The sequence below is a fragment of the uncultured Bacteroides sp. genome, from assembly GCF_949298305.1.
GTDB lineage: Bacteria > Bacteroidota > Bacteroidia > Bacteroidales > Bacteroidaceae > Bacteroides.
In genome coordinates, this window is sequence record NZ_CASFWU010000016.1 from 1 (window position 1) to 24,665 (window position 24,665).

17 protein-coding genes are annotated in these 24,665 nt (G+C 50.3%); 1 reads left to right on the forward strand and 16 read right to left on the reverse strand.

Annotated elements, in window-relative coordinates:
• The 7 genes from Q1Y74_RS03550 to Q1Y74_RS03580 all read right to left on the reverse strand — a co-directional run.
• Positions 1-1,499, reverse strand: a 1,499-nt coding sequence (locus tag Q1Y74_RS03550; RefSeq protein WP_300812359.1) for a histidine kinase dimerization/phospho-acceptor domain-containing protein, incomplete at its 3' end; no start/stop codon positions are given.
• 1,206 nt (positions 1,500-2,705) lie between these two features.
• Positions 2,706-4,511 (reverse strand): hypothetical protein, encoded by a 1,806-nt coding sequence (locus tag Q1Y74_RS03555; RefSeq protein ID WP_300812360.1) that lies wholly within the window; start codon positions 4,509-4,511, stop codon positions 2,706-2,708.
• Positions 4,512-4,602: 91 nt separating this feature from the next.
• Positions 4,603-5,238 carry a hypothetical protein gene (locus Q1Y74_RS03560; protein ID WP_300812361.1) on the reverse strand — a complete coding sequence of 212 codons (636 nt, stop codon included), beginning with the start codon at positions 5,236-5,238 and terminating at the stop codon, positions 4,603-4,605.
• Positions 5,239-5,274: 36 nt separating this feature from the next.
• Positions 5,275-6,585, reverse strand: coding sequence for a plethodontid receptivity factor PRF (locus tag Q1Y74_RS03565; protein WP_300812362.1), 1,311 nt, complete (start codon positions 6,583-6,585; stop codon positions 5,275-5,277).
• A 17-nt stretch (positions 6,586-6,602) separates the two neighbouring features.
• A complete protein-coding gene (locus tag Q1Y74_RS03570; protein ID WP_300812363.1) occupies positions 6,603-7,772 on the reverse strand; it encodes a hypothetical protein in 1,170 nt (389 codons plus the stop codon).
• 42 nt (positions 7,773-7,814) lie between these two features.
• Positions 7,815-9,098, reverse strand: a complete 1,284-nt coding sequence (locus Q1Y74_RS03575; protein ID WP_300812364.1) for a DUF6175 family protein — start codon at positions 9,096-9,098, stop codon at positions 7,815-7,817.
• Between the two features lie 27 nt (positions 9,099-9,125).
• Entirely contained in the window at positions 9,126-10,055 is a 930-nt protein-coding gene (locus Q1Y74_RS03580) for a hypothetical protein (RefSeq protein ID WP_300812365.1), read from the reverse strand.
• 284 nt (positions 10,056-10,339) lie between these two features.
• On the opposite strand from Q1Y74_RS03580, the gene Q1Y74_RS03585 reads away from it, so the two are divergent.
• Positions 10,340-10,690 carry a helix-turn-helix transcriptional regulator gene (locus tag Q1Y74_RS03585; protein ID WP_300812366.1) on the forward strand — a complete coding sequence of 117 codons (351 nt, stop codon included), beginning with the start codon at positions 10,340-10,342 and terminating at the stop codon, positions 10,688-10,690.
• 145 nt (positions 10,691-10,835) lie between these two features.
• Here Q1Y74_RS03585 and Q1Y74_RS03590 read toward each other — a convergent pair whose 3' ends face one another.
• The 9 genes from Q1Y74_RS03590 to Q1Y74_RS03630 all read right to left on the reverse strand — a co-directional run bounded on the left by Q1Y74_RS03590 (position 10,836) and on the right by Q1Y74_RS03630 (position 24,519).
• Complete coding sequence (locus Q1Y74_RS03590) at positions 10,836-11,438, reverse strand: ribonuclease HII (protein WP_300812367.1); 603 nt, start codon at positions 11,436-11,438, stop codon at positions 10,836-10,838.
• Between the two features lie 99 nt (positions 11,439-11,537).
• Positions 11,538-11,957, reverse strand: a complete 420-nt coding sequence (locus Q1Y74_RS03595; RefSeq protein WP_300812368.1) for a lipocalin family protein — start codon at positions 11,955-11,957, stop codon at positions 11,538-11,540.
• Positions 11,958-13,066: 1,109 nt separating this feature from the next.
• Positions 13,067-13,486, reverse strand: coding sequence for a lipocalin family protein (locus Q1Y74_RS03600; RefSeq protein ID WP_300812369.1), 420 nt, complete (start codon positions 13,484-13,486; stop codon positions 13,067-13,069).
• 859 nt (positions 13,487-14,345) lie between these two features.
• Complete coding sequence (locus Q1Y74_RS03605) at positions 14,346-16,427, reverse strand: glycoside hydrolase family 97 protein (protein WP_300812384.1); 2,082 nt, start codon at positions 16,425-16,427, stop codon at positions 14,346-14,348.
• An 81-nt stretch (positions 16,428-16,508) separates the two neighbouring features.
• On the reverse strand, positions 16,509-17,924 hold the full coding sequence (locus tag Q1Y74_RS03610; RefSeq protein ID WP_300812370.1) for a glucan 1,6-alpha-isomaltosidase: 1,416 nt from the start codon (positions 17,922-17,924) through the stop codon (positions 16,509-16,511).
• 6 nt (positions 17,925-17,930) lie between these two features.
• A complete protein-coding gene (locus Q1Y74_RS03615) occupies positions 17,931-19,259 on the reverse strand; it encodes a hypothetical protein (protein ID WP_300812371.1) in 1,329 nt (442 codons plus the stop codon).
• A gap of 24 nt (positions 19,260-19,283) precedes the next feature.
• The gene (locus Q1Y74_RS03620) at positions 19,284-19,742 is read right to left on the reverse strand and encodes a SusF/SusE family outer membrane protein (RefSeq protein ID WP_300812372.1); all 459 of its coding nucleotides are present in this window, start codon (positions 19,740-19,742) and stop codon (positions 19,284-19,286) included.
• Positions 19,743-19,770: 28 nt separating this feature from the next.
• Positions 19,771-21,510 (reverse strand): RagB/SusD family nutrient uptake outer membrane protein, encoded by a 1,740-nt coding sequence (locus tag Q1Y74_RS03625; protein WP_300812373.1) that lies wholly within the window; start codon positions 21,508-21,510, stop codon positions 19,771-19,773.
• A 24-nt stretch (positions 21,511-21,534) separates the two neighbouring features.
• Positions 21,535-24,519, reverse strand: a complete 2,985-nt coding sequence (locus Q1Y74_RS03630) for a SusC/RagA family TonB-linked outer membrane protein (RefSeq protein ID WP_300812374.1) — start codon at positions 24,517-24,519, stop codon at positions 21,535-21,537.
• Positions 24,520-24,665 lie beyond the last annotated feature (146 nt).

Here is a 24,665-nt window from a genome sequence, read left to right on the forward strand (position 1 = left end):
ACAATATCTGCATGCACCCATTTCTGCTGTTCCATACCTGGAGCCGATTTGGCTGCATCAAGCAACTGGTTAACCAGCCCGAGCAGACTGCGGCTTTGTCTGATAATGGTATCCAGATAATCGTCCACATCTTTTTTCCCCAACTCCTGTTTTTTCAACTGTTCGGCTAAGCCTATGACGACAGTAAGTGGAGTTCGGAATTCATGAGTGACATTGGTAAAGAAAGTACTTCTCATCTGAATCGTACGTTTCAGTTGCCGGTTAGTTCGGAGACGTATGCGCTGAATATATAGTAGCAGCAGAATAATAGTTATAGCCAATATAGCAAACAACACACTACCTATAAGAATTGTTTTTTTGGACTTCTGCTCTGCTCGATAAGCATTTCGAGCCACATTGACAGTTTTCTGTGCTTTATTCCTCTCATACTTCATCTGTAAGTTCAGCGTATTGTTTTTGTTTTTCTCGTTCATTACGCTATCCGTATATGCTAAACTTTTTTCGTAATGGCTGATGGCTTCTTTAAAGTTTCCGGCCTGTTGACAAGATAGAGACTTCAACCTGTATATTTCAGACAAATGTTCGGGTGAGTGGATATTCAGTGCTTCCTGTTCACTTCTTTCGATATAAGGTTCGGCTTTCCCGCGCAGATTCTGCAATAAATACACACGTGCAATGGCAATGTGTGCTTCCAGCCAGTGCCACCGATCTGAATTTTCTTCCATAAGTTGGCCCGAACTTTGGTAATGTTCCAAAGCTTCTTTCCATTTTTTTTGTTTTTCCGCCATACGTCCGAGGTGATTATGGCAAAGAGCAATACCTAAGTTGGATTGAGCCAAACGATTGAGTTTCATGGATTCCTGGTAATAGATGTAGGCCTTTGCTGTTTCTCCTTTCGTTTCCAGTATACTCCCAATGTTGGCATAATTGATGGCTTGTCCCAAATAGCTGCCCAATTTCTTTTCTCCTTCGAGTGCCTTGTTGAAAGCCTGCATGGCAATTTCAGCATTGCCCAGTGTCAGATGAATGTTGCCAATACCGTTGAGCGAAACAACCTTATTTTTTTTCGCTATACCCGATAACGTATCGCTCCAGTTTTCGCAATAGCGCAATGCGGTATAATGGTTGTTCGATGCCTCATCCAAAATCCCCATACGTCTGAAGTTTGTGCCTAAATTATTATATGCCTGAATGATTTCGTTAGTGTCTTGCGCCTCCAAAGCATATTCCAAACTTTTATAATGGGCATCCAAAGCTTCCCTGAAGCGGGACTTATCTCGCAATTCCTTTCCTTTTATTTTATAAGCGACACTAAGGGCATAATTGTTCTTCCCATGCTGACGGATGAAACAATCAAGCGAATCAGCTTTAGCCATCCGTTTTGCCTGTTTTTCTATTTCCCGCTTTTCTGCATCAATACCAGTTCCTTCATTTACAGATGGAACACAGCTTACCATAATTAGTAATACACTTAATATTTGTATTATAAAACGCTGCATAGGAGTGATTCAATTACTTTTTGTTGCAATAATCAAAAGGGTAACTGTTATGAATGCAAAAATAGCCAAATTTAACAAGACGAAAAAGGTTTTGAGTGTTAAAGACAATACTAACATGGCTTATCGCTTTGTTTGGTCGCGTTAGTCTTGGCAACCAGCTCCAGCTTTAATTTTCCAAACGAATTCTCATCCTCAAAAATGCACTTCATTTAAAACCCAGCGAAAGCTGTCCGTCACCCTGCAGATTAAAATTCAGGTAGATTAAATGGTTCTGAACCAGAATCGGCGGGAAAATCAAGGCTCCCTGCGGAACCCTTGTGAGAGGCGTTGCTTCTTCATCCGACTTTGTATGGCGGAAAGACAAGATCGAGTGCATCCCTGTGTGTAGTTTTCCTGTCCGGAGGGGTATGCCAGCCGAGTACGGATAAGGCGTAAAAAACTTGCAAAAAGTTCGGATATGCAAGATTTTGCCGACACAAGCTTTCTGCAAAAAACTCGAAATAGAGGCCGGAAAAGCACTTTCGGGCTGCCGGAAGCGGCCGCCGTGCAAGCTCCGTCCGTCCACCGTGCTTGCTCCGTCCTCGCAGATTGCTTGTGCGGAGCGGGCAGAATGCTTGTACGGAGCGGGCAAAATGCTTGTACGGAGCGCCAAAAAGCCTTGTTACGACCTCCCGGAAGGGTAGCCGGCTCCTTCAAAGTGGCTTCCGGAAGCCGGGAAGTGTGCATTTCCCGCCCCCGGAGACCACTTTTTTCTCTCTTTCAAATGTAAGGATTTCGCTATCCACCTGCCATGCAAACGGTTACAGGTTTTCACTTCCGTTTTTCCGTGCAAGCCGGACGGAAGGCCGAAAAAAACGGATTCTCAGGCATCAGGAAAGTCAAAGTGTCAAAATGTAAAGAGAGGAATTCACAAGCAATACGGAATAACTCGGGGTGATTTCCCGACAGGCGGGATGACAAAGCAATGAAGCCGCAAGGAGAAAAGAAGCCCCCTCCAACTCCTGCAAGAGGGTGTGTCAAAACAAAGGTATCTGAAACTCTCCTCCTTCAGGAAGGAGGAGTACCCGAAGGGGGAAGTGGTAGGTGGAAACATAAGGTGTTGATATACAAGATGTCGTAAGACCTACCACCCCGCCCGTTGGGCACCCCTCCTTCCTGAAGGAGGGGAGTCAGATACCATCACTTAATTTTGATACACCTCCTGGATCAATACTTCAACACCTTGGCGGCCACCGTCTTGTAGACAGGCATCGTCATGCCGATGGAAGCGCCGATGTAGGTGGGGTCGCATACGGTGTACTTCTGTCCGCCCACCATCAGGTAGTCGCCGCCCACGTTGCTGTTGAAGCGCACGGCTGTGGCGATGTGGTCGGGATAGTCGAGCAGCACCACGTCGAGGCCCAGCAGGTTGCGCACCAGGTAGGAGTAGAGAATGGAACGGTCCTCGCAGTCGCAATAGGGGTAGTAGAACAGTTCTTCGACAAAGAAAGGTTTCTCGTAGCCGAATTGGTCGCCGTCCGTGGCATACTGGAAGCCCGTCTGCACGAAGTTTATCAGGAGGTTGGCCGCATCGGCCTCGCTCTTTCCCTTCACGAGGGGAGCCAGCGAAGAGAGCAACGTATGGGCCACTTCCTCGTTGACAGGCGCATTGACATAGACGCTGTAGTCACACTGCGGATAGCTCTTGTAGAAATCCATCAGCGCCTTCGGTACTTCGACCGTCACTTTGGCCGCGCTGCCCTTGGCCTGATGCGTGGAGGAAGCTGTCGCTCCCTCGAAGGCGGGCGCTTCCTGAAGGGCCATCTGAAGGCTGTTCTTGGCGCTCGGAGCATCCTTCTGGCACATGTAGAAGGCGCAGGGCTGGTTGCCGTTGATGTTGTAGTAGGTCAGTCCGCCCTGTTGCATGTACGGATGTCCGTATATCTGGCAGTCGGTGGCCACAAAGAGCAGCATCTTGTTTTCGTCGGCCTTGCGGGCCATCTTGGCCTTGTAGCCCATCTCGTTGAGCAGGAACTGCTGCATCACCACGCTTTCGTTGGCGTTGGAGCAATAGGCGTCGGCCACCGTGCGCAGCAGGGTGAACACGCCCCAGTCGTTCAGCGACAGGTCGGAAGCTATCTGGCGGCAGTCCTTCAGCAGGTTCTTGTAGTCGGTGGCGTACATGCCCTCGTAGGCGTCGGCCACATCGTTCTCCTTCAGGCTGTTCAAGCGGCATTTCCCTTTCAGTCCGTTGGGCAGGTAGTAGGCCTGCGTGCCGTAGACAATCTTGCTTCGGTCTGCTCCTCCGGCATAGAGGGGCTCTTTCCGGGCCGGCTTTGCGGCGGGAGTGACGGGCTTGGGTGCCGGCGCAGGTTTCACCTCCACGGGGCGTTCGGGTTCCTTCGCGGGCTTCTGCTCCACAGGTTCCACTTCCACCACGGGTTTCTTCTCGGGCTGGACTGCCGGCTTTTCCTCGGCCACGGGTTTCTTCACGGGCTGCGCCACCGGCTTCTCCTCGGCCACGGGTTTCTTTTCAGGCTGTACCACGGGTTTCTCTTCGGCCACGGGTTTCTTTTCGGGTTCCACCGCCGGTTTCTTTCCGGGCTTCTCCTCGACCACAATCACTGTCGGTTTCTTTTTCTTCTTCACGATGACCGTAGGCTCGTCGAAGGTGATGTCTTCCACATCGTTTACTTTCACCACGGGTTTCTGCTTGCCTTCCTCGGTGGACAGGTCAAGAATCTCCTCGATGGTGAGGCACACGGGCTTTTCGTCCTTGGGGGCCTTCTTTTCATCGTAGACAACGGGCTTCACGGGCTCGGGCTTCGTCCGTTTTTCCACCGGTTTTTCGGCCTCAAATTCCTTCCAGGGGTCTCGCATGAAGTTGATGAATTCCTGGTTGGCATCGTCCAGAAACTTGTCGAAGTCAGCCAGTTGTTCCTCCATGAAACTGGAGAAGTCGTCTTTCTTCTCTTGCGCCGTAGCCGGCAGCGCGAGCAAAAGCCCCGCCGCAAAAAGTCCAATCTTCTTCATGGTCGCAATATATTTTAAAGTGTATATAAAAAAAGAGGTTATGCCTGCAGGCGCTTGTGCCGCAGGACATAACCTTATAAATCAACTGGTTTTATTCTTCAGCTTCTACGGGTTCACCGATGAACTCTTCCACCTGCTGCGACAGGTTGCCCAGGGCAGCCTGCTTTTTGGCTTCCTGTGCGGCTTCTTCGCGGGCCTTCTTGGCAGCCGATTCGTCGATGGACATGAATACGTTGAATTCCTTGGTACCGTTGCCCAGGTCTCTTACCAGCACGAAGTGTTGCTTTACCAGCGCGCCAATCTTGGCGTTGACCCCCGACTCGTAAGCCGCGCCGAACTTATCTATTTCCTCTTCGGAAGCGCCGGTAGAAGAGTCGGCAGAAATAATGGTTTTCATCTTACCTACCACCTGGGCCTTGGCACGGCCTGCATAGCTGGTGATGCCGTTCACGATGGCGTTCTCACGGCCAATCTTCACGTTCTTTCCGGTGGCGATACCCGTCAGGGCGATGCGGTTTTCCTCGTCCTCCTCCATATACATGCGGTACTTCAGCAGGGCATAGTCCAGCGTTGAGGCACTGGCCTGCAAAGTCCAACCTTCCTTCTTCAGTTCCTTTACTCTCTTCTTCACATCTTTTTCCAACGCCTTGGACTGGGCGCTGGCCGATGCCACCGCGCCGAACAATACGGCGAAGACAAGCATCACATACATCAAACTCTTTTTCATAATCTTCCAATTATTAAATTAATGAATACTCTTTTCTTATTCCCAATTTGTCACGTATGGCAGGGAAAGCCGGGTGCGCTCTACGGCACCGGTCGTGGGATTGACCAACGTGATGGAGCCTTGCACAAAGGACAAGGCCGACTTCTTCTGCTGCAGGGCGGTGAACTCACCCTCGGCACGGGCCTTGATTTGCAGCACGCCCTTGGTCTTGTACACTCCGTCGATGTCGTCGAACACAATCGGAGCCGAGAAATCGGGCACATGAAGCTCGATGGCCTTCAGGCCGAAAGCCGTTCCTCCGCGGTTGTTCAGCGTCAGGCGGATGTTGATGTTGTAAACCTTCCGCTGGGCGGCCACTACCGAGTCGGCTGTCAGAATCAGCTTGCCTTCGGGCACTACGGAGAAGGCCGATGTGCCTGCTCCTCCCGCTTCGGTCAGGTAAGCCTTGTGCTCCATCTTCTTTCCGTTGATGCGGAATTGGATGTCCAGGAAGTTCTCCTCTTCGGGCAGGCAGTCGATGGCGTCGTACGTGATGAGGAACGTTCCGTCCGAAGGACGCACACTCAGCTGTCCGGCGCAGTTGGAAGTGACTTTCGGCTTGACAGACACCCGTACGGGGTTCCCCTCCAGCAGCACCTGGCACTGGTATTTCCCTTCTTCGAGGAAAGTACCTGTCACGGTGATGGCATCGTACAACTGCTTGTAGCGCTTCTGCAAGCCTTGGGCCTGCTTCAGACGGACCTCGTCGAAGAAATACTCTATCAGCGCATCGAGCTGGGTGATGCTGCTGCCAATCTCTTCCACAGATTCTATCTCGTTGATTTTCTGCTCCAATGCTTCGTACTGGGCCACCTTTTCGGCGTCCAATTCCTCGAACTGTTTCACCAGCGCATTCTGTTCAGCCTGCGAGAAGGGATATTTTACGGAATACTCGTAATACTCCTTCTTGGTGGCCTTGTCCTGTACCTTCTGCCAGTAGATTTCCTCTATCTTGGTTTCGGAAATGCCCTTCAGGAAGGGCAGATTGGCCGACTTTATCTTGGACGCGCGGCTGAAGGCCTCCCGGGAGTCGATGTTGCCGTTCACGTTCACTTCGGACATTTCGCTGTTCGAGGTTACCATGACATGACTTGCCACCGACTGGATGATGCGTTCGGTTATCTCGTTCAAAGCCTTGGTCTGTGCCTCGGCCAGCGAATTGGCAGTGACACTCACCACCATATAATCGTCTACGACCGTATTCATCCATGCAGGAGCCTTCTTGGAACTCTTCTCTATCACTTTAGTCTGTGCCCCGGCCGCCAAAGCAAGCGACAAGGCACAAATCAGGATTGTCAATCGTTTCATAGCCAACAAATATTAGATTACCACTCAACAGGCAGATTGCGGATGATTACTTTGGCATCTCTGATTTCAAACTCCAGATAGCTGAAGCCGGGAATCTTCTTCGTTACATCCAGCACGAAATAGTCCTGCTTGATCTTGACCTGCGAAGGCATTTTGGTATTGGCCCACCATCTGGCGTCGGTCAGTGACTTCTTATTGTCGCATTCTTCGCCGTCAAGCGTAAAGGCAGAATTAAAGCTGACCTGTCCGTTCAAGATTCGGTCGTTGTGGTTCAGCACCTCCAGTTGAATGGTGATGCGCCGTTGTGTCACATTGCCGAAGCATTTCAGCACCTTAACTTCCAAGTCATTGGCCGATATGGAGATTGAATAGTCCAGCTTCGGAGTTTCCTGCGGCGCAGGCTGTTCTACCGGCTTTTCTACGATGACCGGCTTCTCTACAACCACCGGCTTTTCTACGACTTTCTCCACTACCACCGGTTTTTCAACGATTTTTTCCACTTCCACAATCTTCTCCACTTCCACCGGCTTTTCCACCACCCGCTCTACAATCACCGTATCGGGTTCGGAAGGAACATAGTTGTACAGTTCCTTCAGCAATACGGCGGCCTGTTCGTAGCAAGGCAGTGTTTCAGAGATGGCGGACAGATAGTTCATGGCTTCCTGGTACTTCTTCTGGTCGAAAAGCCCCTGTGCTTTTTGCAGGATTATGGCACAGTTTGCAGCGTAATAGTCCTGAATCTTTTCACGGGTAGTGCGGATGAAACGGGTGAAAGCTGTGTTGGTGGCCTTGATGTTGCCAATCATATTCTTCATGGCCTTTTCTTCGCCGCCAACGCCATTCCCCTTTACAGGAATAATCATGCTATAATACATGGTGCCATCCACCAGGTTCTTTGCAATCAGTGTCAGTTCCCCTTTGACAACGGAAACTTCCTGCATCATGCCTGCCGTGGTCATCACGTCGGACAACTCGAACACAGGCTCTATGGCAAATACATTGTAACCGTTGGCCGAAGCCGCACTGTTGCGGTTAAATATCTGCTTCAGCCTCAAGTCGAGTGCTTCGACCACACTTGGCGGTAACTCTTCCTGCGCAGACTTCAAGATGGTAAACTGGATTTCGCCTTGTGCAAAAGCTCCCAGGCCGCACACGCACGCCAGTAATAAAAACAACAGTCTTTTCATTTCTGCATCTGTTTAAAGGGTTTATACTAAATACATTCTCTTTTACTCAATGGTAACCACCAGCTTCTGTCCCATTGCTGTTGTGGAAGCCTTGTAGTCATCTCCCAGCTGTTCCTTGAAGAACTTGCGCATATCGCTGCCAAAGTTTGAGAGCGTATAGGAGCGGTTCTTCTCCATGTTCCAAAGAGGAATGTTCAAACGGATGTTGACGAATTTATCCGTGCTGTTGCTCATGTCGTACACCCCCTGGAAGGCATGCTCGCGGAGCCATTCATCCAGCGCGTCTTTGAAATAGTCGCCTGTAGCCGGAGAATCCTGTTCAAAATCCCAGTCTGAGACAGATTGCGAAAGGCCGATTTCCACAAACACTTCACGCCCTTTCTTGATCATATCTTCGAAAGAAGCCTGCAATTGAGCGAAGAAATCGTCTTGAATCTTCTTGATGGCATGGTCTGCCAGCTTCAGTGAATCGGTAGTCATGTACTTTCCGCTTGAGAAAGGAACTGTGGCGAGCCGGCCGTTAGTCTGTTTTTCAAGGGCACGCAGGTTCAACGTACATTCGCTGTTGTTGCCTGCATCGGTATTCACCACCACTTCTGCCGTCACCACAATATCGCCCGGAAGCTGCTGTACCAACATGGTGGCGTCGTCCGTCTGTGTGTCCATCCGCAGCAGAGAAGTGTTCATGGAGTTCTGCAACTGGCTGATGAAATCGCGGGTTTTGTAGCCATGATGCTGGAACTCTTCGGCAAGGCGGTCAATGACGTAGCGGTTCAAGCGGCTGCCTTCCACCTTCTTGAGCATGGCTTCAAAGCTGTAGCCGTCGGCAGCAGTTGTGTAGGGTACAATAACAATAGTGGGATTCAATGCCGCGGTAGCGTTTGCCGCCTTGGCATCAGACCATCCCGGGCTGAGTGATAACTCGTTGCGCTTTAATTCCGCACTAAGTGATTTCAGGTTGATGGTGACACGTACCGTCGCCAGATAGCGTCCGGAAATCTTGTCCGTATCAACGGTTTCCACTTCGCCTGCCAAATGATTGATGTAGCGTGCTTCGGAGAAGAAACGATAGTCAAAGTCCTTCCGGGCTACAGCCACCATGGGCACACCGTTCTTCAACTCGGGTACTCCCGAATGGAACAACGCATTGAAGGCCGATTTTGTGGCATGTTCAACCGCATCCTTTTTCTTTTCGCCCGTACCTGTAGACAGAAGGGTCACATTGTTTCCATTCTCCTGAACCAACGTCACATTATCAGAATAGTTCTGTGCACACACTTGTGCGCACAGAACTATTCCTAATAAAAACATCCAACAATGTTTCATGTTTTATTGTTTTAAACAGATTTCAAATTACAAGCTATTCAAAGCACCGCCTGCTTTGTCCAAGAAGCTCTTGGGCTTCTGCATGGTCTTAACCACAACAGTCTGTCCACCGTCAATGGCAGCCTTGATTTCCTTCTCGCCTTTCTTCACTTCACACAATGTGATGTCTTCTCCTTCGACACTCTCAGCCTTGAGCTGACCGATTTCTTTCTGTGAAGTTCTGCCTGCAATCTGTCGTTCAATGCATGCGCTGAAATATGCGCCTTCGGCTACACCATGCTTGGAACCCAGGCTGATATATACTTTTTCAGCCTTGTCTTTTTTCTCCTCGGCAATTTCAAGAATAACGCCCTGCATCTTGAATGCGGCATCCACAAGTTCACGAACAGTCTTTATTGCCTGAGAACACAGCTTAGCAACGGCTGCATCTTCCGTATCTTCCAAGATGCTGTTTGTGATGCCATCTCCGTGTTTGAATGTCTTGGTAGCGACCAGCTTTCCGTCTGCGGGATTGATGACCTTCAATGTATAAGAGCAAGTAGCCTGCCAATATTTCTTTCCGTCATCGCTTGTGTAGATGCTTGTCTCAAAAGTTGACACACGGCCTTGAATCAGGAAGTTGGCTCCTTCGGAAGTCATTACTTTCATACGTTCCATATCGTCTCCGGCAACGACTTCACCTGACTCACGGCGTGCCTTTTCTACGGCCAAAGCCGATTTTGAATCAACGTCAGTCAACTCCACACGGTTTGTTGCATTAATGCCCTCAATCACACTGCTACGGAGGGCTTCAACCCAACTGAAAGGAATTTCTTTGGGACGCCAGAAATAATCGATATAAACATTGGGCTTGCCTTTGTCTTCAGTTACCACATCCTGGGCATAAACAGATACTGTACAGAAAGTACAAATCAAAAGCAACATCATTGCTTTAACATTCAATAAAATCTTTCTCATAATAATTGTAATTGTTAAATGTGAAGCAGAAGTGTAAAACCACTGTTTCGTTGTTAATATTTAATTGTAATCTCTTCCCAAAGGATTCAAAATGTGCACCTTTTCTAAAGAGTGCGTCCGTTGATCTCGGAGTGAAATTTATCACTCTCCTGTCGCTTCACATTAACCGGTTTCGATGAGTATTATTTTCATTCACAAAGATAAGGGTTTGTTAACATAGCGTATATACACAATCTTTGTTATATTTGCCCAAAAAACGGATACTATACACCGAAATACGGGATATGAAGAACAATTTAAGCAAAACTATCGGGCAAAGGCTGCAAATGATACGCTTGCAAAAGAATCTGACACAGGAGCAGATGGGCGAGGAGCTGAATCTTTCGACCAGTGCCTATTGCAAGATTGAATATGGTGAGACCGACCTGACGCTGACCCGTCTGTACAGAATTGCCGAAATCATGGAACTGACTCCGCTGGCTCTCTTCAAAACGCTCAGCGGTGAAGACGGCAGGACATCGGGGGACGAGATGGATGACCTGTACGAAATGGTGAGGAACAACAGCCGCGTCATTGAAATGCTGTGCAGGCGGATGGAAACGTTAGAGAAGAATCTCTCTGCCTCTGCCGGATAAAACAATGTGCAGCGGCTTTCCCTCGCCGGCCGGATGGGGCCGGCCGGCTGTGCAGGTGCCTGTTGCTGTCTGGGCAAGTGAGCGCCGGGGAGGTCATGCAACCCTTGGAAGGCTTGCGTGAAATGTCCGGAGGCTGGGCGCAGGGTCAGAAATTTAGCGAGAGCTGGCCATCACCCAGCAGATTGAACGTCAACCGATGATAAGGCGTGGTGCCATGCTCGGCAATGGCCGCGCGATGCTTCCGGGTGGGATAGCCTTTATTCTTGTCCCATTCGTAATCTGGATATTCTTCGTGCAGGCGGTTCATGTAGTCGTCGCGGTAAGTTTTGGCCAGGATGGAAGCGGCGGCGATGGAGAGGTACTTGCCGTCGCCCTTCACTACCGTAGTATGAGGAATATCAGGGTACTTCCGGAAACGGTTGCCGTCGATGAGCAGATGCTGAGGGCGCAGCTTTAGTTGGCCGATGGCGCGGTGCATGGCCAGGAAAGAAGCGTTGAGGATATTGATCTGGTCTATCTCCTGCGGCGAAACCACGCCCACGGCCCACGCCAAAGCTTCCCGCTGGATGACCTCACGCAGGGCATAGCGCTGGCGTTCGGTCAGTTGCTTGGAGTCGTTCAGCAGTTCGTTACGGAAGTCTTTGGGCAGGATGACGGCCGCGGCATAGACAGCCCCCGCCAGGCAGCCGCGGCCTGCTTCGTCGCAACCGGCCTCCGTCAAATCCGGATTCATATAAGGAAGTAACATCTGTCAGGCATTCTGGTTTCGGAATACAAAGATAGGGGTTAGAATCAAAAAAAGGACACCGACCGGCATCCTTTTTCCACATTCATTTTTTCAATCTGCTTACCCCACTCTTTTAAAAGTCAACTTCTCATAATATTTATAAGAGTCATCTTCATCATAATACTCAAGCACCAATTCCGAGGATGTCAGCTTCAAGACAGTAGAAACCTCTGTATAATAACCTCCTTGAATAGTCAAACGATTTCCTTCCAAACTCCATGTAAACGTATCACTTTCATCTCCCTCATACCCTGTACCATCGCTATTGAACTTGAACTTTATGCCATTTAATGCCTCACTCCATTCATCATTATATTCAGGATTCTCAGAATCATATTCATAACCTTCTGTCCAAGTCACCTCCCACAAACCAACTATGGCCGAAGAATCGACACTCTCATCGTCATCGCTGCACGATGCAACACTTGCTCCCAAAACCAGAGCAAACAGAAAAAAAGAAAAATACTTCAACGTTTTCATAGAAGTCTATACATATTATCGGCTTTAGGACTCTTACAAGCCATTGATTAATAATAAAATTAGGGCGTCAGAGCCCACTGAGAAGGACAGATATCCTCTCACGACGCCAACTGATTTCTTGACACAAAATTAGGAGAAACTTTCCTATTGTAAAAAGATGTTTCCAAGGCTACCTGCCATCCGTGACAGTTTCCAAGGCTATCTGGTCAAAAAACATGATTGAACTGAACAAAATAAGCAATCGAATTTCTGCCAGATTACAGTACTTCACCAGCAATGATACCTGGAGGCGCAAGCATATAGTTTTTCGGAATTGAGCCTCACCACGACTGTGTGCATACATTCTTCTGTGTTACAGACAACAAGATAAAACGCCAATTGGAGCCGGCGAGCCATACGCATATTTTCAGTTTGTCAGAATATCGAAGAAAATGCTTGCCAAAAGTCAGTCCAAGCGGAATTCCGCTGACACGGACTTTCTGAAAAATGTGCAAAACAGAGACCGGAGAAGCCCCTTCGGGATGTCCGAGGCGACCACCAGGCAAGCTCCGTCCGTCCACCGAGCTTGTTCCGTCCGCGCAGAATGCTTGTCCGGAATGTGCAGAATGCTTGTGAAAAGTGAGCAAAATGCTTGTGCGAAGTGCTAAAAAGCCTTGTTCCGGCCTCCCGGAAGGTTAGCTGGCGCCTCCAATGTGGCTTTTGCGAGTTGCAAAACGGGTATTTTCTTTCCTCGTGGGGCGCTTATTCCTCTCTTTCAGATGTAAAGATTTCGCTATTCACCTATCACACACGCGATTACCTGTTTTCGTTTCCGTTTTTACGAGCAAGCCGGACGGAAGGCCGAAATAACGAATTCTCAGGCATCTGAAAAGTCAAAGTGTCAAAATGTAAAATGAGGGGATTCACAATCAGTACGATAAAGATGACATGGCCCACGTTTCGGCAAATCCAAAATCTGGATTAAATCCGAATCTGTGTTCCGAGCCAGGGAATATAGCCATACGGTTTCAGGCTAATACGTTCCCAGAAAAGTGGGAAAGGAGAAGGCTGAGCAAAAAAAAGAGGATACCGACTGATACCCTCTCCTTATTGATTCATTCTATCTAGCCCTATCCTATCTTCTTACAAGTCATCTTCTCATAATATTCATATTCTTCATCCTTCTCATAGTATTCAAGCACCAGTTCAGAAGAAGTTACCTTCAGCACAGTAGCCATGTCGCCATAGTATTCACCGCCAAAAGAGACTTTCAATTTATTGCCTTCCAGCTTCCAGTGGAAAACCTCATTATCAGCACTATATCCGGTACCGTCACTTTTAAGTTCAATAATATCGCCACTGCAAGCTTCATTCCATTCTTCGTTGTATTCAGGATTGTCGAAATAATATTCATGTCCTTCAATCCAAATTGCTTCCCATCTTCCGACAAGAGCCGAAGAATCTATACTTTCATCATCGCTACATGATGCAACACCTGCTCCCAAAACCAGAGCAAACAGGAAAAAAGAGAAATACCTCAAAGTTTTCATACGCGTTATTTGTATTATCAGCTCCGGAGGGTTCTTTCCAAGCCACGGTTCAATGACAAATTACAGCGCAGGAACCCGCAAAGGGAAAATTCTCCCCTGCTACGCCGTTTACCAATTCACTGGATACAAATTTAAGACAAACGGCTGAATTGTAAAAAAACGTTTTTATGCGGTTCTGTCCTAAAAGAAAAGCGCCAAGGATTATTCGGGTAAAAATAGCGATTAAACTGGTAAAAAAAATGTTTGATTGCCCGTATTCCACAACAATCAAACAAAGAGAAAAATGGAAGCATCCTTCTACATTTACTTCCTGACCTCCCACTCCATCGTACACACCAACCGGCATACAGCGCATTCTATCCAATGAGGAAGACAATCTTAAATACTTACGCCAAACTTTGTCAATATTCAATTCACGAATACAGAGCTTGCAGAAATTAAAAAGCCCAAAGGGAGTATTTGCCCTCCAAACCCAACTGAAAAGACATGGCCGACGGCCTTGGCGCGTGTCCGGCCCCTTCCACAAAAGGTATGGCTTAACTCCAGAATCCCCGCTACGCCCATTAACCAACTTGGGAAACTCAAACAAACACTAATCCAACCAGACAAGAGATATTGAAAAGTTCCTTACCCCGCAAGAATCACAAAAACAACCGGATGGTTTGAAAAACATTCTTTCCGCTTTCAGACAAAAAGAGATGTTTCACAAACCATCCGGTATAATAAGGATATCAGGCCGGCTGAAAACAACCAGTCGTACAATCTGCCTCACAAACTGTCTGCCTTCACTCGCGCCGACAAGGAGGGATACAGGCCCTTGACCGCAACGAGGACGGCTGCTCCCCAAAGGGAACGAAGGTTATAGCGGCCGTATGCTGACGGCATATCCGCCACCGGCCGCCGTCCGGATTTTCAGTTTGGTTTTGGGAGTCACCTTCTTGGTGCTGATGACATAGCTTTGGGGGTTCTCCATATAATGGGCATCCTTGCCGTCCTGGTAGATGGTGGCCTCGTACTTGCCCGCAGGCAGGAAGTCCAGGCTGACCACCGAAGTGCGGGGCTGCTCGCCGTTGGTGCCGCCCACAAACCACAGGTCTTTCCCTTTGGCCTTGCGCGCCACGGTGACATACTCCATCGGCTCGGCCTCCAGATACCAGCTTTGGTCCCAATCCACCTCCACGTCCTTGATGAACTGGAAGGCATCCATAAACCGTTCGTAGGTTTCGGGGAGGTCGGCTGCCATCTGCAACGGGCTCGACATGCTGACGTACAGCGAGAGCTGGTTGCACAACGTTGTTTTCACCCACGAAGAGTTGTTGGGGTTGTACTTCTTTATGTCGTTTTCAAACAGGCCGGGGGTGTAGTCCATGGGGCCGCCTATCAGTCGTGTGAAGGGCAGGATGGCCGTGTGGCCGGGCTTGCTGCCTCCGAAAGCCTGATACTCTGAACCGCGCGCCGACTCGTTGCCGATAAGGTTGGGATAAGTGCGGCACAAGCCGGTGGGGCGCACGGCTTCGTGGGCGTTGACCATAATCTTGTATTCGGCCGCTTTCTTCACGGCATACAGGTAGTGGTTCACGTGCCATTGGTTGTAGTGGTTCTGTCCGGGAGGAATGATGTTGCCCACATAGCCGCTCTTCACGGCGTCGTAGCCGTTTTCTTTCATAAAGCGGTAGGCCTCGTCCATGCGGCGCTCGTAGTTGCGGATGGAAGAAGACGTCTCGTGGTGCATAATCATCTTGATGCCTTTCTGCTTGGCATAGTCGCGGATGCCCGGAAGGTCGAAATCGGGATACGGCGTCACAAAGTCGAACACTTCGTCCTTGGCGTTGCCGAACCAGTCTTCCCAACCGATGTTCCATCCTTCCACCAACAGGGCGTCGAAGCCGTGTTTTGACGCGAAATCAATGTACCGCTTCACGTTTTCGGTTGTGGCGCCATGGCGTCCGTGGGGTTTCAGTTTGGTATAGTCTGTCTGGCCCAAGTGGATGTTGGGCGCATCGTAAGTGTAGCTCCACTCGCTCTTGCCGGTAATCATTTCCCACCAGACGCCCATGTACTTGCAGGGCTTTATCCAGGATGTATCTTCCAGCTTGCAGGGCTCGTTCAGGTTCAGCGTGACGCGCGAAGCGAGGATGTCGCGGGCGTCGTCGCTGACAATGACCGTACGCCAAGGCGTGCGGCAGGCCGATTGCATGTAAGCCTTGTCGCCGTTGGGGTAGGGCGTAAGCCAGGAGGTAAAGACAAAGTTCTTGTCGTCCAGGTCGAGGTGCATGCACGGATAGTCCACCAGAGCGGCTTCGTGCAGGTTGATGTACAGGCCGTCGTCGCTCTTCAGCATCAGGGCCGTCTGTACGCCGGTGGGCGAGAAGCTGGTTTGCGACAGGTTGCCGGTGATGGACCCGGTCATCAGGCCGCGTATCTCGCTCAGGCGGCTGCGTGTGTAGTCATACTCCTGCGTGTCATAGTCACCGGGAATCCACCAGGCGGTGTGGTCGCCGGTCATGGCAAACTGCGTACATTCGTCGGTAATGACGAAGTAGCTCAGGTTACGCTGTTGCGGAAACTCGTAACGGAAGCCCAAGGCGTGGTCGAATACACGGAAACGGATGTTCATCAGCCGCTTGGAAGAGGTTTGCTCCAGTTCCACCAGCAGCTCTTTGTGATGGTCGCGTATTTCGTTCTCTTCGCCCCACACGGGTTTCCACGTCTCGTCTTTCTCGCTTTGGGATGCTTTCACCAGCCTGAAATAATCTACCAGGGCCGTGCCGTCCTTCAGCCGGAAGCCCATCCCGCTGGGTTTGACCACATCCTTGCCTTTATATTGCAACGAATAGCGGGGCGCTCCTCCTTCGGCCAGTTCGAAACGGAGGGTCAGGTTTCCGTCGGGCGACGTGACCGACTGTACTGTGCTTTCTTGTGCCTGTGCCAGTAAGCCCATGAAAGAGGCTGACAAGGCCAGGCAGATGGTTTTGAAAAAAGGTCTCATGTTGTTTGGTTTAAAATGATTACTCAAGATACGTTATTTCTTACTCAGTTTTACTATTTTGCAACCATGCGGAGGCAGCTCCACTTCCAGTCGCGAGGCTTCGCCTTCGTCGGTGTGTGTCCATAAGTCGCGCACGTCCATGCTGCCTTCGATGCCCAGCTCGGCAAACTCCACAGAACGTTTCTGCCTGCTGTCTTCGCGGTTGAAGAGCCCCAACACCCAATCGCCGTCAGAGAGTTGCCCGTACCATATCTGGCTTCGGCTGTCCCAGCGGTCGGCGGCAAGCGGCTTCCCGACAAAGCGGTCGGCGTTCAAGGCCAGCAGTTCGCTGTTCTGGTAGAAGCGGAGGTTGTCGCCTATCGTGTGATACTGGTCGGCCACGGTCACGGGACCTCCGGCCATCAGTTGCAACGAGATGACCGACTGTTTCTCCTCGTCCGTGTCGAAGGTGTTCAGGCGGATAAAGTCACCGTCAAGAATCACGCCGTTCCGTCCGCTCACATCGGAGAAGTGGAGAAATCCGTCGAACATGTTCATGCTTGCGGGCCAGGAGCCGTAAATCTTCCCCCGTTCGTTGGCAGAGAAATGTCCCCACCCTCCATCGCCTGTATCGGCCACGATGCGCACCATGTTGCCGTAGCGTTTCTCCAGGTCGGCATGGTCGAACAGGTGAGGCATGACCAATGAAGTAAACACGCCGTACTTTTGTGCCGATTCGCAGATGTACTGCAAGGCCAGCCGATAGGTTTCGCGTCCGTAGCCACGTCCCACGACGCCCATTGAACGGTCTTGCCCGTTTTCATACCAGCTCAGGAAATCAATGCGGATGTAATCCACCCCCATCTCCGAAAAATGCTTGAAGAATCCGTCCACATATTCCCTGGCACCTTTGTGCGAGGCCACCACCCAGTTGAACCAGGTGTCGTCACGGCCGGGATTGTCAATCTTGTCGCCCGGCTTGTATTTCAAATCGCCAAAGGTCACGTCCGTGCCCGGTATCGGGGTGTCATCGGGTCCGTGCAGCCACAAGGGGTTGTCGTAGACGCCCACTTTCAGACCCTTTGCCTTGCATCTGGCAATGAGTTCCTCCAGCGGCATGCTTCCATAACGGGTCATATATCCCGATTCATCGTCGGCTATCATCGGAATGAATCCGTCGGTGCATATCATGTCGTATCCGTAAGGCTTCAGGTCGCGTGCCACCCAGTCGATTATTTTGTCCCATTCGTCCGGGCTGATGTCCATATCCTCATTGGCCACTCCGTTCTTGCTCTGGTTCCAACAATATTCGTACACACTCCAATACAACGGGGCTTTGTAAACGTGAATGTCCGTTTCAGGCTCCTGCGGCTCCTGCAAAGAACCGCTTCCAGAATCCTGGCATCCTCCTAAAAGGAATGCCAGGACTATCATCAAAATACCCATATTGAAAACTGTTGCCAATTTCATCCCTAATTACTTTGTTATACGTATTACTTGGCAACTATGAGGCTCTAACGTCACAGAATAGAAGCCTTCCATAGCGCCCATGTCCTGATGTGTCCAGAGGTCGCGCACATTTCCCGCTTTTCCCGTTTCGATGCCCAGTTCTTTCCCGAAATCGATGCGGTATTCGTCCGCTGCATCTTCACGGTTGAAAAAAGCGACAATCCAATCGCCGCAAGGCAATTTCCCAATCCAGCGGGAACTGTCTTTGCTCTTGACATCCCGGGACAACGGTTGGGCACAGAAGCCAGCCTTGTTCAGTTCTATCAGCTCCTTGTTCCGATAGACCTCCAAGCACTCCTCCGTCGCCGTGTCAAACTGGTCTGAAACAGCCAGCGCAGAGCCTGTGACAACCATCAACGAGAACAGGAAACGGCGTTCGTTCATATCGGCCATAGTGTTCATGCGCATAAAATCTCCGTCCATAATCAACCGGCCGGGGGCCGCTATGTCAGAGAATCCGATGAAGCCATCGAACGCATTGCCGTATTGCGGCCAGTTTTCCTGACGTTCGCCCCTCCGGCGTCCACTCACAAAGTCCCATCCGCCTTTGAAGCAATCGTCACTGATGCGTATCATGTCGCCATACGGTATTTCGTTCTTGCCGTGACTGAAACAGTTGGGCATCACCAGGCTGATGAAAATCTCATCGCCTGCTTCCTCCTTAATCCATTTCAAGGCTTGCACGTATTTGTCCGAACCGTAGTTCCGCTCGTAATTCTCCAGGAAGTCGATGCGCAGGTAAGTGGCCCCTAAGTCGATGAAATGACGCACATATCCCTTTATCCACTGCTCGGCTCCGGGACGGGCGGTATCCACCCAATACAAATCGGCGTTGAAACTGTTCTTCCCCACGATTTGGCGGGCGGTGGTTTCCGCGCCTGCCACCGGACAGTCTTGCTCCCACGCGGCACGTGTCAGCCACATCGGGTTGTAGTAGACGCCGAACTTCATCCCTTTGCCACGGATGTAATCACTCCAATAGCTGAAGTCATGCTGCCAATCACTGTTGTACTTGGTGATGTATCCGTTGGCATCTATCGTTTGCGCCTGTTCTATCCACCCGTCAGTGCATATCATATCGTAGCCATACGCTTTCAGATGCGTGTCCATCCAATCGATGTTTTTCTTGTAACGGTCTTCGGGCAGAGGCCGGTTGTTGTCGTAGCAATACTCGTAGGCCATCCAATACATCGGACCGCTGCCCTTGCGGGTAAACTTGCTGTCGCGGGAGTGGACGGGGAGGAAGTTTGCCAGAAGCAAACTTCCCAATAAGAATAGTCTAAAAACGAAGTTCATATACCATACAAATCGTTTTAGTAATTATTCGCCCAAATAAGATGCCGAGATGGTCCAGTTGCGCAGGTCGAAGGTCAGATTGTAGGTTCCCGCAGCGGTAACCTTCCACTTCAAATCTTCGCCTCCGGCGTACATCAAGAATACTTCGGCATTGATGCCGCTCTGGTTTATCTCACGTCCTTGCGTAGTAGGATGTATGAACGGTGCATCCCAACTGCCCGTCACCAAGCAGCATTTCAACTCGCCGGTGTTCAGATGTCCTTCATACACGAATACCAACGGAACGGTTTCTGTCGGCGTCAAAGCCGTAGGGTTGCTGATATCCCACCCTGCCGGAGTGGCGTCGCCTACCATATAGAACGTTTCGGTTTTGATGGGCAGATTTCCTTCGATGACTATCAGGTCTTTTTCCCCTTCGCAACCGGCCAAGGCTATAGTCAGCAGCAACACGGCTGCCTGTACAAAATGATATAGCTGTTTCATAAGAATGAGTCTTTTAAAGTTATGAGATTTATTTGTCGTATCCGGGATTTTGCTTCAAGTTGTGGTTTGCATTCAACACGTCGCGCGTAATGGCAAAAATCTCGGTATGGTTGTCGGCATCGGCATCCTTGTCCCACCAGCGTCCGCTGTTGAACTGTCCGAAACGGATGAGGTCAATGCGGCGTCGTCCTTCAGCAAAGAACTCACGTCCCCACTCATCCAGCAATTCGCTTTCGGTAAGTTGGGCTTGTCCTTCGGGCGCATAGAGATTGCGTGTCCAGCTTTCTGCCGGATAGTTACGCTTGCGCACACTGTTCAGTAACTTGGCGGCTCCCTCCACATCGCCTTGGCGGAACTTGCATTCGGCCAGTGAATAGACAATCTCTGCCAGGCGGATTTCAGTAAAGTCAGATTCCATCTGCTGGTCGTCTTCGTCGCTATAGAAAGGATACTTGCAGAAGTGCCACCCTGAGTTGTGGTCGCCCGTAGTAAGGTTGCTGGTCTTGTCGTCCGGATACTGGCCTTCAGGAAGCCCGTGGAACGTTCCGACAGCATCGCGGATGCACAAATCGTAATCCGAATTGGGGGAAGGCACATACTTCAGTTCGCCGTTTTCGTCCGTGTAGGGCAGTTTGCCGAAAAGGAACATTCCTTCGCGGGTGTTGTTGCCCAGGTTCCTGTACAGTTTCAGACGCTCATCTTCCGGATACTTGCGGAACTTCTGGACAGGCATTCCCAACGTGTATTGATACAAATTGCCGTTCAGGTCATAACTGGGTGAAGCGGCGTACTTGCAGTTGTGGTCGCCTGCTTTAGCTTTGGAATCGTTAAAGTAGAAGCGGATGCGTGCCGGCACTGTCCACCAATAGGTATCGCCTTGATAGTGCCAGTAAGAGTATCCCTGTGATGCAGGGAATCCAAAGATGACTTCGTCGCACGTCTCGTTATTCCAATCGAACGGAGCATCCCAAGTGGCAGCCAATTCGTACTTGCCGTACTTGCCGTCCAGGATTTCCTGGGCGTAAGTGGCACAATCGGCATAGCGGTTTTCGTCGATATAGGTCTCGGCATTGAGGTAAAGCCGTACCAGCAAGGAAGCGGCGGCCGCTTTGGTCCATTGTCCTTGGATGCCTTGGTTCCCTCCCAGCGTCTCTTTCGTGGTCAGCAGGTTCAGGCACTCTTTCAATTCCGACTCAATGAATTCAAAAATGACTTTCGGCTCAACCTGGCCTTCGGAATTCAAGGACACGTCGTTGAAGCTTACCGCCAACGGTATGTTGCGGAAGGCATCCAGCAATCTCAGGTAGAACCAGGCCCGCAACGCACGGCATTGTGCCTTGAGGTTGTTGAACTCGTCATCGGTAAAACCAAATTTCTCGGGCGACAACGAGCTGAGGTCTTCAATCACATAGTTGGCCTGCATGATGCCCTGGAAACATCCGTTCCATTCGGTCTGGGCATCGCCGTCTTCAACTGTCCAGGTATGGTAATGCAAACGGCGCCAGCGTCCTCCGTCATCCCACCATCCGTCGCGCGTAGGCGTTATCAACTGGTCGGCCGAAAGTTCGTTCAGCACGTGTCTCGACTGTATGCTCCAGAAAGCATGTTCAAAGGGACGGAATGTGGCGCGTACCACGTCCATCTGGGTATTGTAATAGTTCTGGGAACCCACCTGGTCGTAAAGGGTTTCATCCAGATTGGTGCAACCGGTTGCAAACACGGCTGCCAATGCCGTTGCGGCTATATATACATATTTTAGGGCTTTCATATTCATATTAATTTTAAGGAATCGTTAGAAATCAATCTGCACACCTACAATGAATTGGCGGCTCGACGGATAGTAGCTGCGCGAACCGGTACCTCCCGGATTCAGTCCGTTCACCTGGTAAGTCGCGGGGTCTACGCCGCTGAACTTGGTGAAAGTCAACAGGTTCTTTCCGGTGCCATAAACACGGAGTTTCTTCAGGTATTTCCATTGCGGATTGAAGGTATAGCCCAAGGTCAACATATCCAGTTTCACGTAATCGCCGCGTTCCAGGAAGTAGTCGCTCACCACCGGGTTGGCAGTAATTTGGGCATTCTTCTCATAAGCCTTCTTCAGCACGTTACCGATGAAGCTCTTGGTGCCGTAGTAGAAGTCATGGATATTGAAGATATCATATCCGAAAGCGCCACGGAAGAAAATGGAAAGGTCGAAGTTCTTGTAACGGAAATTATGGGTCATGGAGCCGGTAAATTTAGGAAGGCCGTTTCCTACAACCTGGCGGTCTTCATCCGTAGCCTGGTCGGCTTTAATCAAGTCTCCATCCTTGTCGTACACAATCCAGTTGCCTTGTTCGTCGATGCCGGCATATTTGAGCATATAGAAGTTTCCTAAGCGTTTCCCTTTCTCGATACGCTGCAGGTAGTGGAAGGGATAGGGGTCTTCAGTGCCTACCACGTCGTAGTAATCTTGTCCCACATATTCCGAGTTGCTGAAGTCAACAAATTCATTGTCCATGGTTGAGCCGACCACCGACACTGAATATTCAAAGTCTTTGGTCTTTACGGCATCCCACGTAATGTCTATCTCCAGACCGGTATTCTTCATCGTGCCCACGTTGACAAACGTTGTGTCGAACAGGTAAGGCGGCACCGACACCTTGTAATCGCCCAACAAATCCTGTTGGCGGCGGTTGAAGTAGTTGATTGAACCGTACACCCGGTTGTTGAAGAGAGCAAAGTCAATACCTACGTTCCAGTTCTTGCCCTTCTCCCATTTCAGGTCGGGATTGACGTTCTTGGACGGTCCCCATACCTGGAAATAGCGTCCGTTGTAGTAGTAATAACCGAAAGGAGACATGGTGCTCAATGACTTGTAGCTGTCGAATTCCTGGTTTCCGGTAATACCGAAGTCACCGCGCAGCTTCAAATCGTTTATCCAGCTGATGCCTTTCATAAACGACTCTTCCGAAATGCGCCATCCGAGTGAAACGGCAGGGAAGTTACCCCATTTGTTGTTGGCTCCGAACTTTGAAGAGCCTTCGTGGCGCAGTGAAGCTGTCATCAGGTACTTGCCCTTGTAGTCGTAGCTGATACGGCCGAAGAACGCGATGAGTTTTGAGTCGTTCTTGTAAGAACCCATTCCCACTTCGCCTTCGTCTTTGGCATATTCGCCGGAACCAATGTTGTTGAAGCCCAAGCCGTCGTTGGAAAAGTCCTTGTTCGAGGCGTCCATGCCGGAGTATTGCGAATACTGATAAGAGTAGCCGACCATGGCTTTCAGGTTATGGTCACCGAAAGATGTCTGATAGTTGGTTATCCACTCCAACACGTGCTGGCGTTCCTTGCTGTACGAGCGGGAAGCCTCTCCGTCGCGTCCGGAGTTGATACACAATGTACTGGTAGAAGGACGGAACCAGCCGTTGAAGTTGTCGTACTGGTGGTCGGCAAACGTGATTTGTGTGTTCAGCGAGTGATTGCCGGTCTTGTCTTTCAGCAGCAAAGGCAGCAGGTTCAGGCGGGCTGTGGCATCCCAGTCGAGCAGTTTGGTTTCGCCTTTGTCTTCTTCCAGAGCCATCAGCTCCACAGGATTGTAACCGGAGGTCTGTCCCTGGAAATTGTAGTATTTCGAGGGGTCTTGAGGGTCGTAGATGGGTGTGGTCGGATTGGCCTCGATGGCGTTGCGGAAGACATCCCATGCGGCTTGGTCGCGATAGGCGATGCGTGGTGCGATGTTGACCGTAAACGTAAACAATCCGTCGGCCGTTGTATGGTTCAAAGAAGCACGCGCGCCGTATTCTTCACGTCCTGAACGCAGGTCAATACCCCGAGCGTCGCGGTAGTCGGCACTGACGCGATAGGAAGTGCGCTCGTTTCCGCCACTCAAGGTCAGTGTGTGCTGCATGCTGAATCCGGTTTGGCTTACGGCGTCCAGCCAATCTTCGTTGCCTCCCAAATCATAACCCACCGAAGAGTCCGAGCGCAGGTCACGGTATTCCTGCGCGGTGAGCATATCCAGTTCCTTCTTCATCACATCGAACGAGAACGTGCCGGTATAAGACGTATGTATGCTGCCGTCTTTGCTGCCTTTCTTGGTTGTAATCAGGATGACACCATTGGAGCCCCGCGTACCGTAGATGGCCGAAGCCGCACCGTCTTTCAGGATGTCGAAACTGGCGATGTCGTTCGGATTGAGGTTCGTAAGATTGCCTCCGGGCACACCGTCAATTACAATGAGCGGACCCAGGCCTGCCGAACGCGACGAAACGCCACGTATCTGAATACTGGCCTGGTTGTTGGGGTCGCCCGCACCGGTATTGGTTATGGATACACCCGGCACTTTGCCTTGAATCATCATCGTAGGGTCGATGCTGCTCACTGCCAGAAAGTCTTTTTCGGAAACGTGCGAAATGGCCGAGGTCAGCTCTTTCTTATCCATCGTACCATAACCTATGACCACTACTTCGGCCAGCATCTCGGTGTCTTCGCCCAAGGCTATTTTCAGCTCGGTGCGTCCGTTCACGGGCACTTCGACAGTCTTGTAACCGATGTAAGACACTATCAGCACATCGTCCTTGCCTACTCCGTCGAGCACGAACTGCCCGCCTAAATCGGTAATGCAACCTTTTGTCGTAGATTTGACTTGGATGTTTACTCCTGGAAGTGTTTCGTGGGTAATGGCGTCTGTCACTACTCCCTTTACGCTTAATTGCTGTGCCCAAGCGGTTTGAGTCAGTCCTCCAAGCACAAACAACAAGCATGACAAAAAGACCAGTTTACGGAATTTTCTTCTCATAGCTTTACATTTTAAAGTTAAACAATGTGGTTCGTTTGTTTACGGACAAAGTTAGAGAAGATGCCTTCCTGGAGCAATCAATTAAGGTCGTTTTAATACGGTATGTTCCTTTATTGTGTTATAAATCAGCTGGATGTGGAATGGTT

Bases quoted from the DNA above. Each gene is read 5' to 3' on its own strand.
- Q1Y74_RS03555 (WP_300812360.1), bottom strand. From the start codon at position 4,511: ATGAAGAAGATTGGACTTTTTGCGGCGGGGCTTTTGCTCGCGCTGCCG.
- Q1Y74_RS03560 (WP_300812361.1), bottom strand. From the start codon at position 5,238: ATGAAAAAGAGTTTGATGTATGTGATGCTTGTCTTCGCCGTATTGTTC.
- Q1Y74_RS03565 (WP_300812362.1), bottom strand. From the start codon at position 6,585: ATGAAACGATTGACAATCCTGATTTGTGCCTTGTCGCTTGCTTTGGCG.
- Q1Y74_RS03570 (WP_300812363.1), bottom strand. From the start codon at position 7,772: ATGAAAAGACTGTTGTTTTTATTACTGGCGTGCGTGTGCGGCCTGGGA.
- Q1Y74_RS03575 (WP_300812364.1), bottom strand. From the start codon at position 9,098: ATGAAACATTGTTGGATGTTTTTATTAGGAATAGTTCTGTGCGCACAA.
- Q1Y74_RS03580 (WP_300812365.1), bottom strand. From the start codon at position 10,055: ATGAGAAAGATTTTATTGAATGTTAAAGCAATGATGTTGCTTTTGATT.
- Q1Y74_RS03585 (WP_300812366.1), top strand. From the start codon at position 10,340: ATGAAGAACAATTTAAGCAAAACTATCGGGCAAAGGCTGCAAATGATA.
- Q1Y74_RS03590 (WP_300812367.1), bottom strand. From the start codon at position 11,438: ATGTTACTTCCTTATATGAATCCGGATTTGACGGAGGCCGGTTGCGAC.
- Q1Y74_RS03595 (WP_300812368.1), bottom strand. From the start codon at position 11,957: ATGAAAACGTTGAAGTATTTTTCTTTTTTTCTGTTTGCTCTGGTTTTG.
- Q1Y74_RS03600 (WP_300812369.1), bottom strand. From the start codon at position 13,486: ATGAAAACTTTGAGGTATTTCTCTTTTTTCCTGTTTGCTCTGGTTTTG.
- Q1Y74_RS03605 (WP_300812384.1), bottom strand. From the start codon at position 16,427: ATGGGCTTACTGGCACAGGCACAAGAAAGCACAGTACAGTCGGTCACG.
- Q1Y74_RS03610 (WP_300812370.1), bottom strand. From the start codon at position 17,924: ATGAAATTGGCAACAGTTTTCAATATGGGTATTTTGATGATAGTCCTG.
- Q1Y74_RS03615 (WP_300812371.1), bottom strand. From the start codon at position 19,259: ATGAACTTCGTTTTTAGACTATTCTTATTGGGAAGTTTGCTTCTGGCA.
- Q1Y74_RS03620 (WP_300812372.1), bottom strand. From the start codon at position 19,742: ATGAAACAGCTATATCATTTTGTACAGGCAGCCGTGTTGCTGCTGACT.
- Q1Y74_RS03625 (WP_300812373.1), bottom strand. From the start codon at position 21,510: ATGAAAGCCCTAAAATATGTATATATAGCCGCAACGGCATTGGCAGCC.
- Q1Y74_RS03630 (WP_300812374.1), bottom strand. From the start codon at position 24,519: ATGAGAAGAAAATTCCGTAAACTGGTCTTTTTGTCATGCTTGTTGTTT.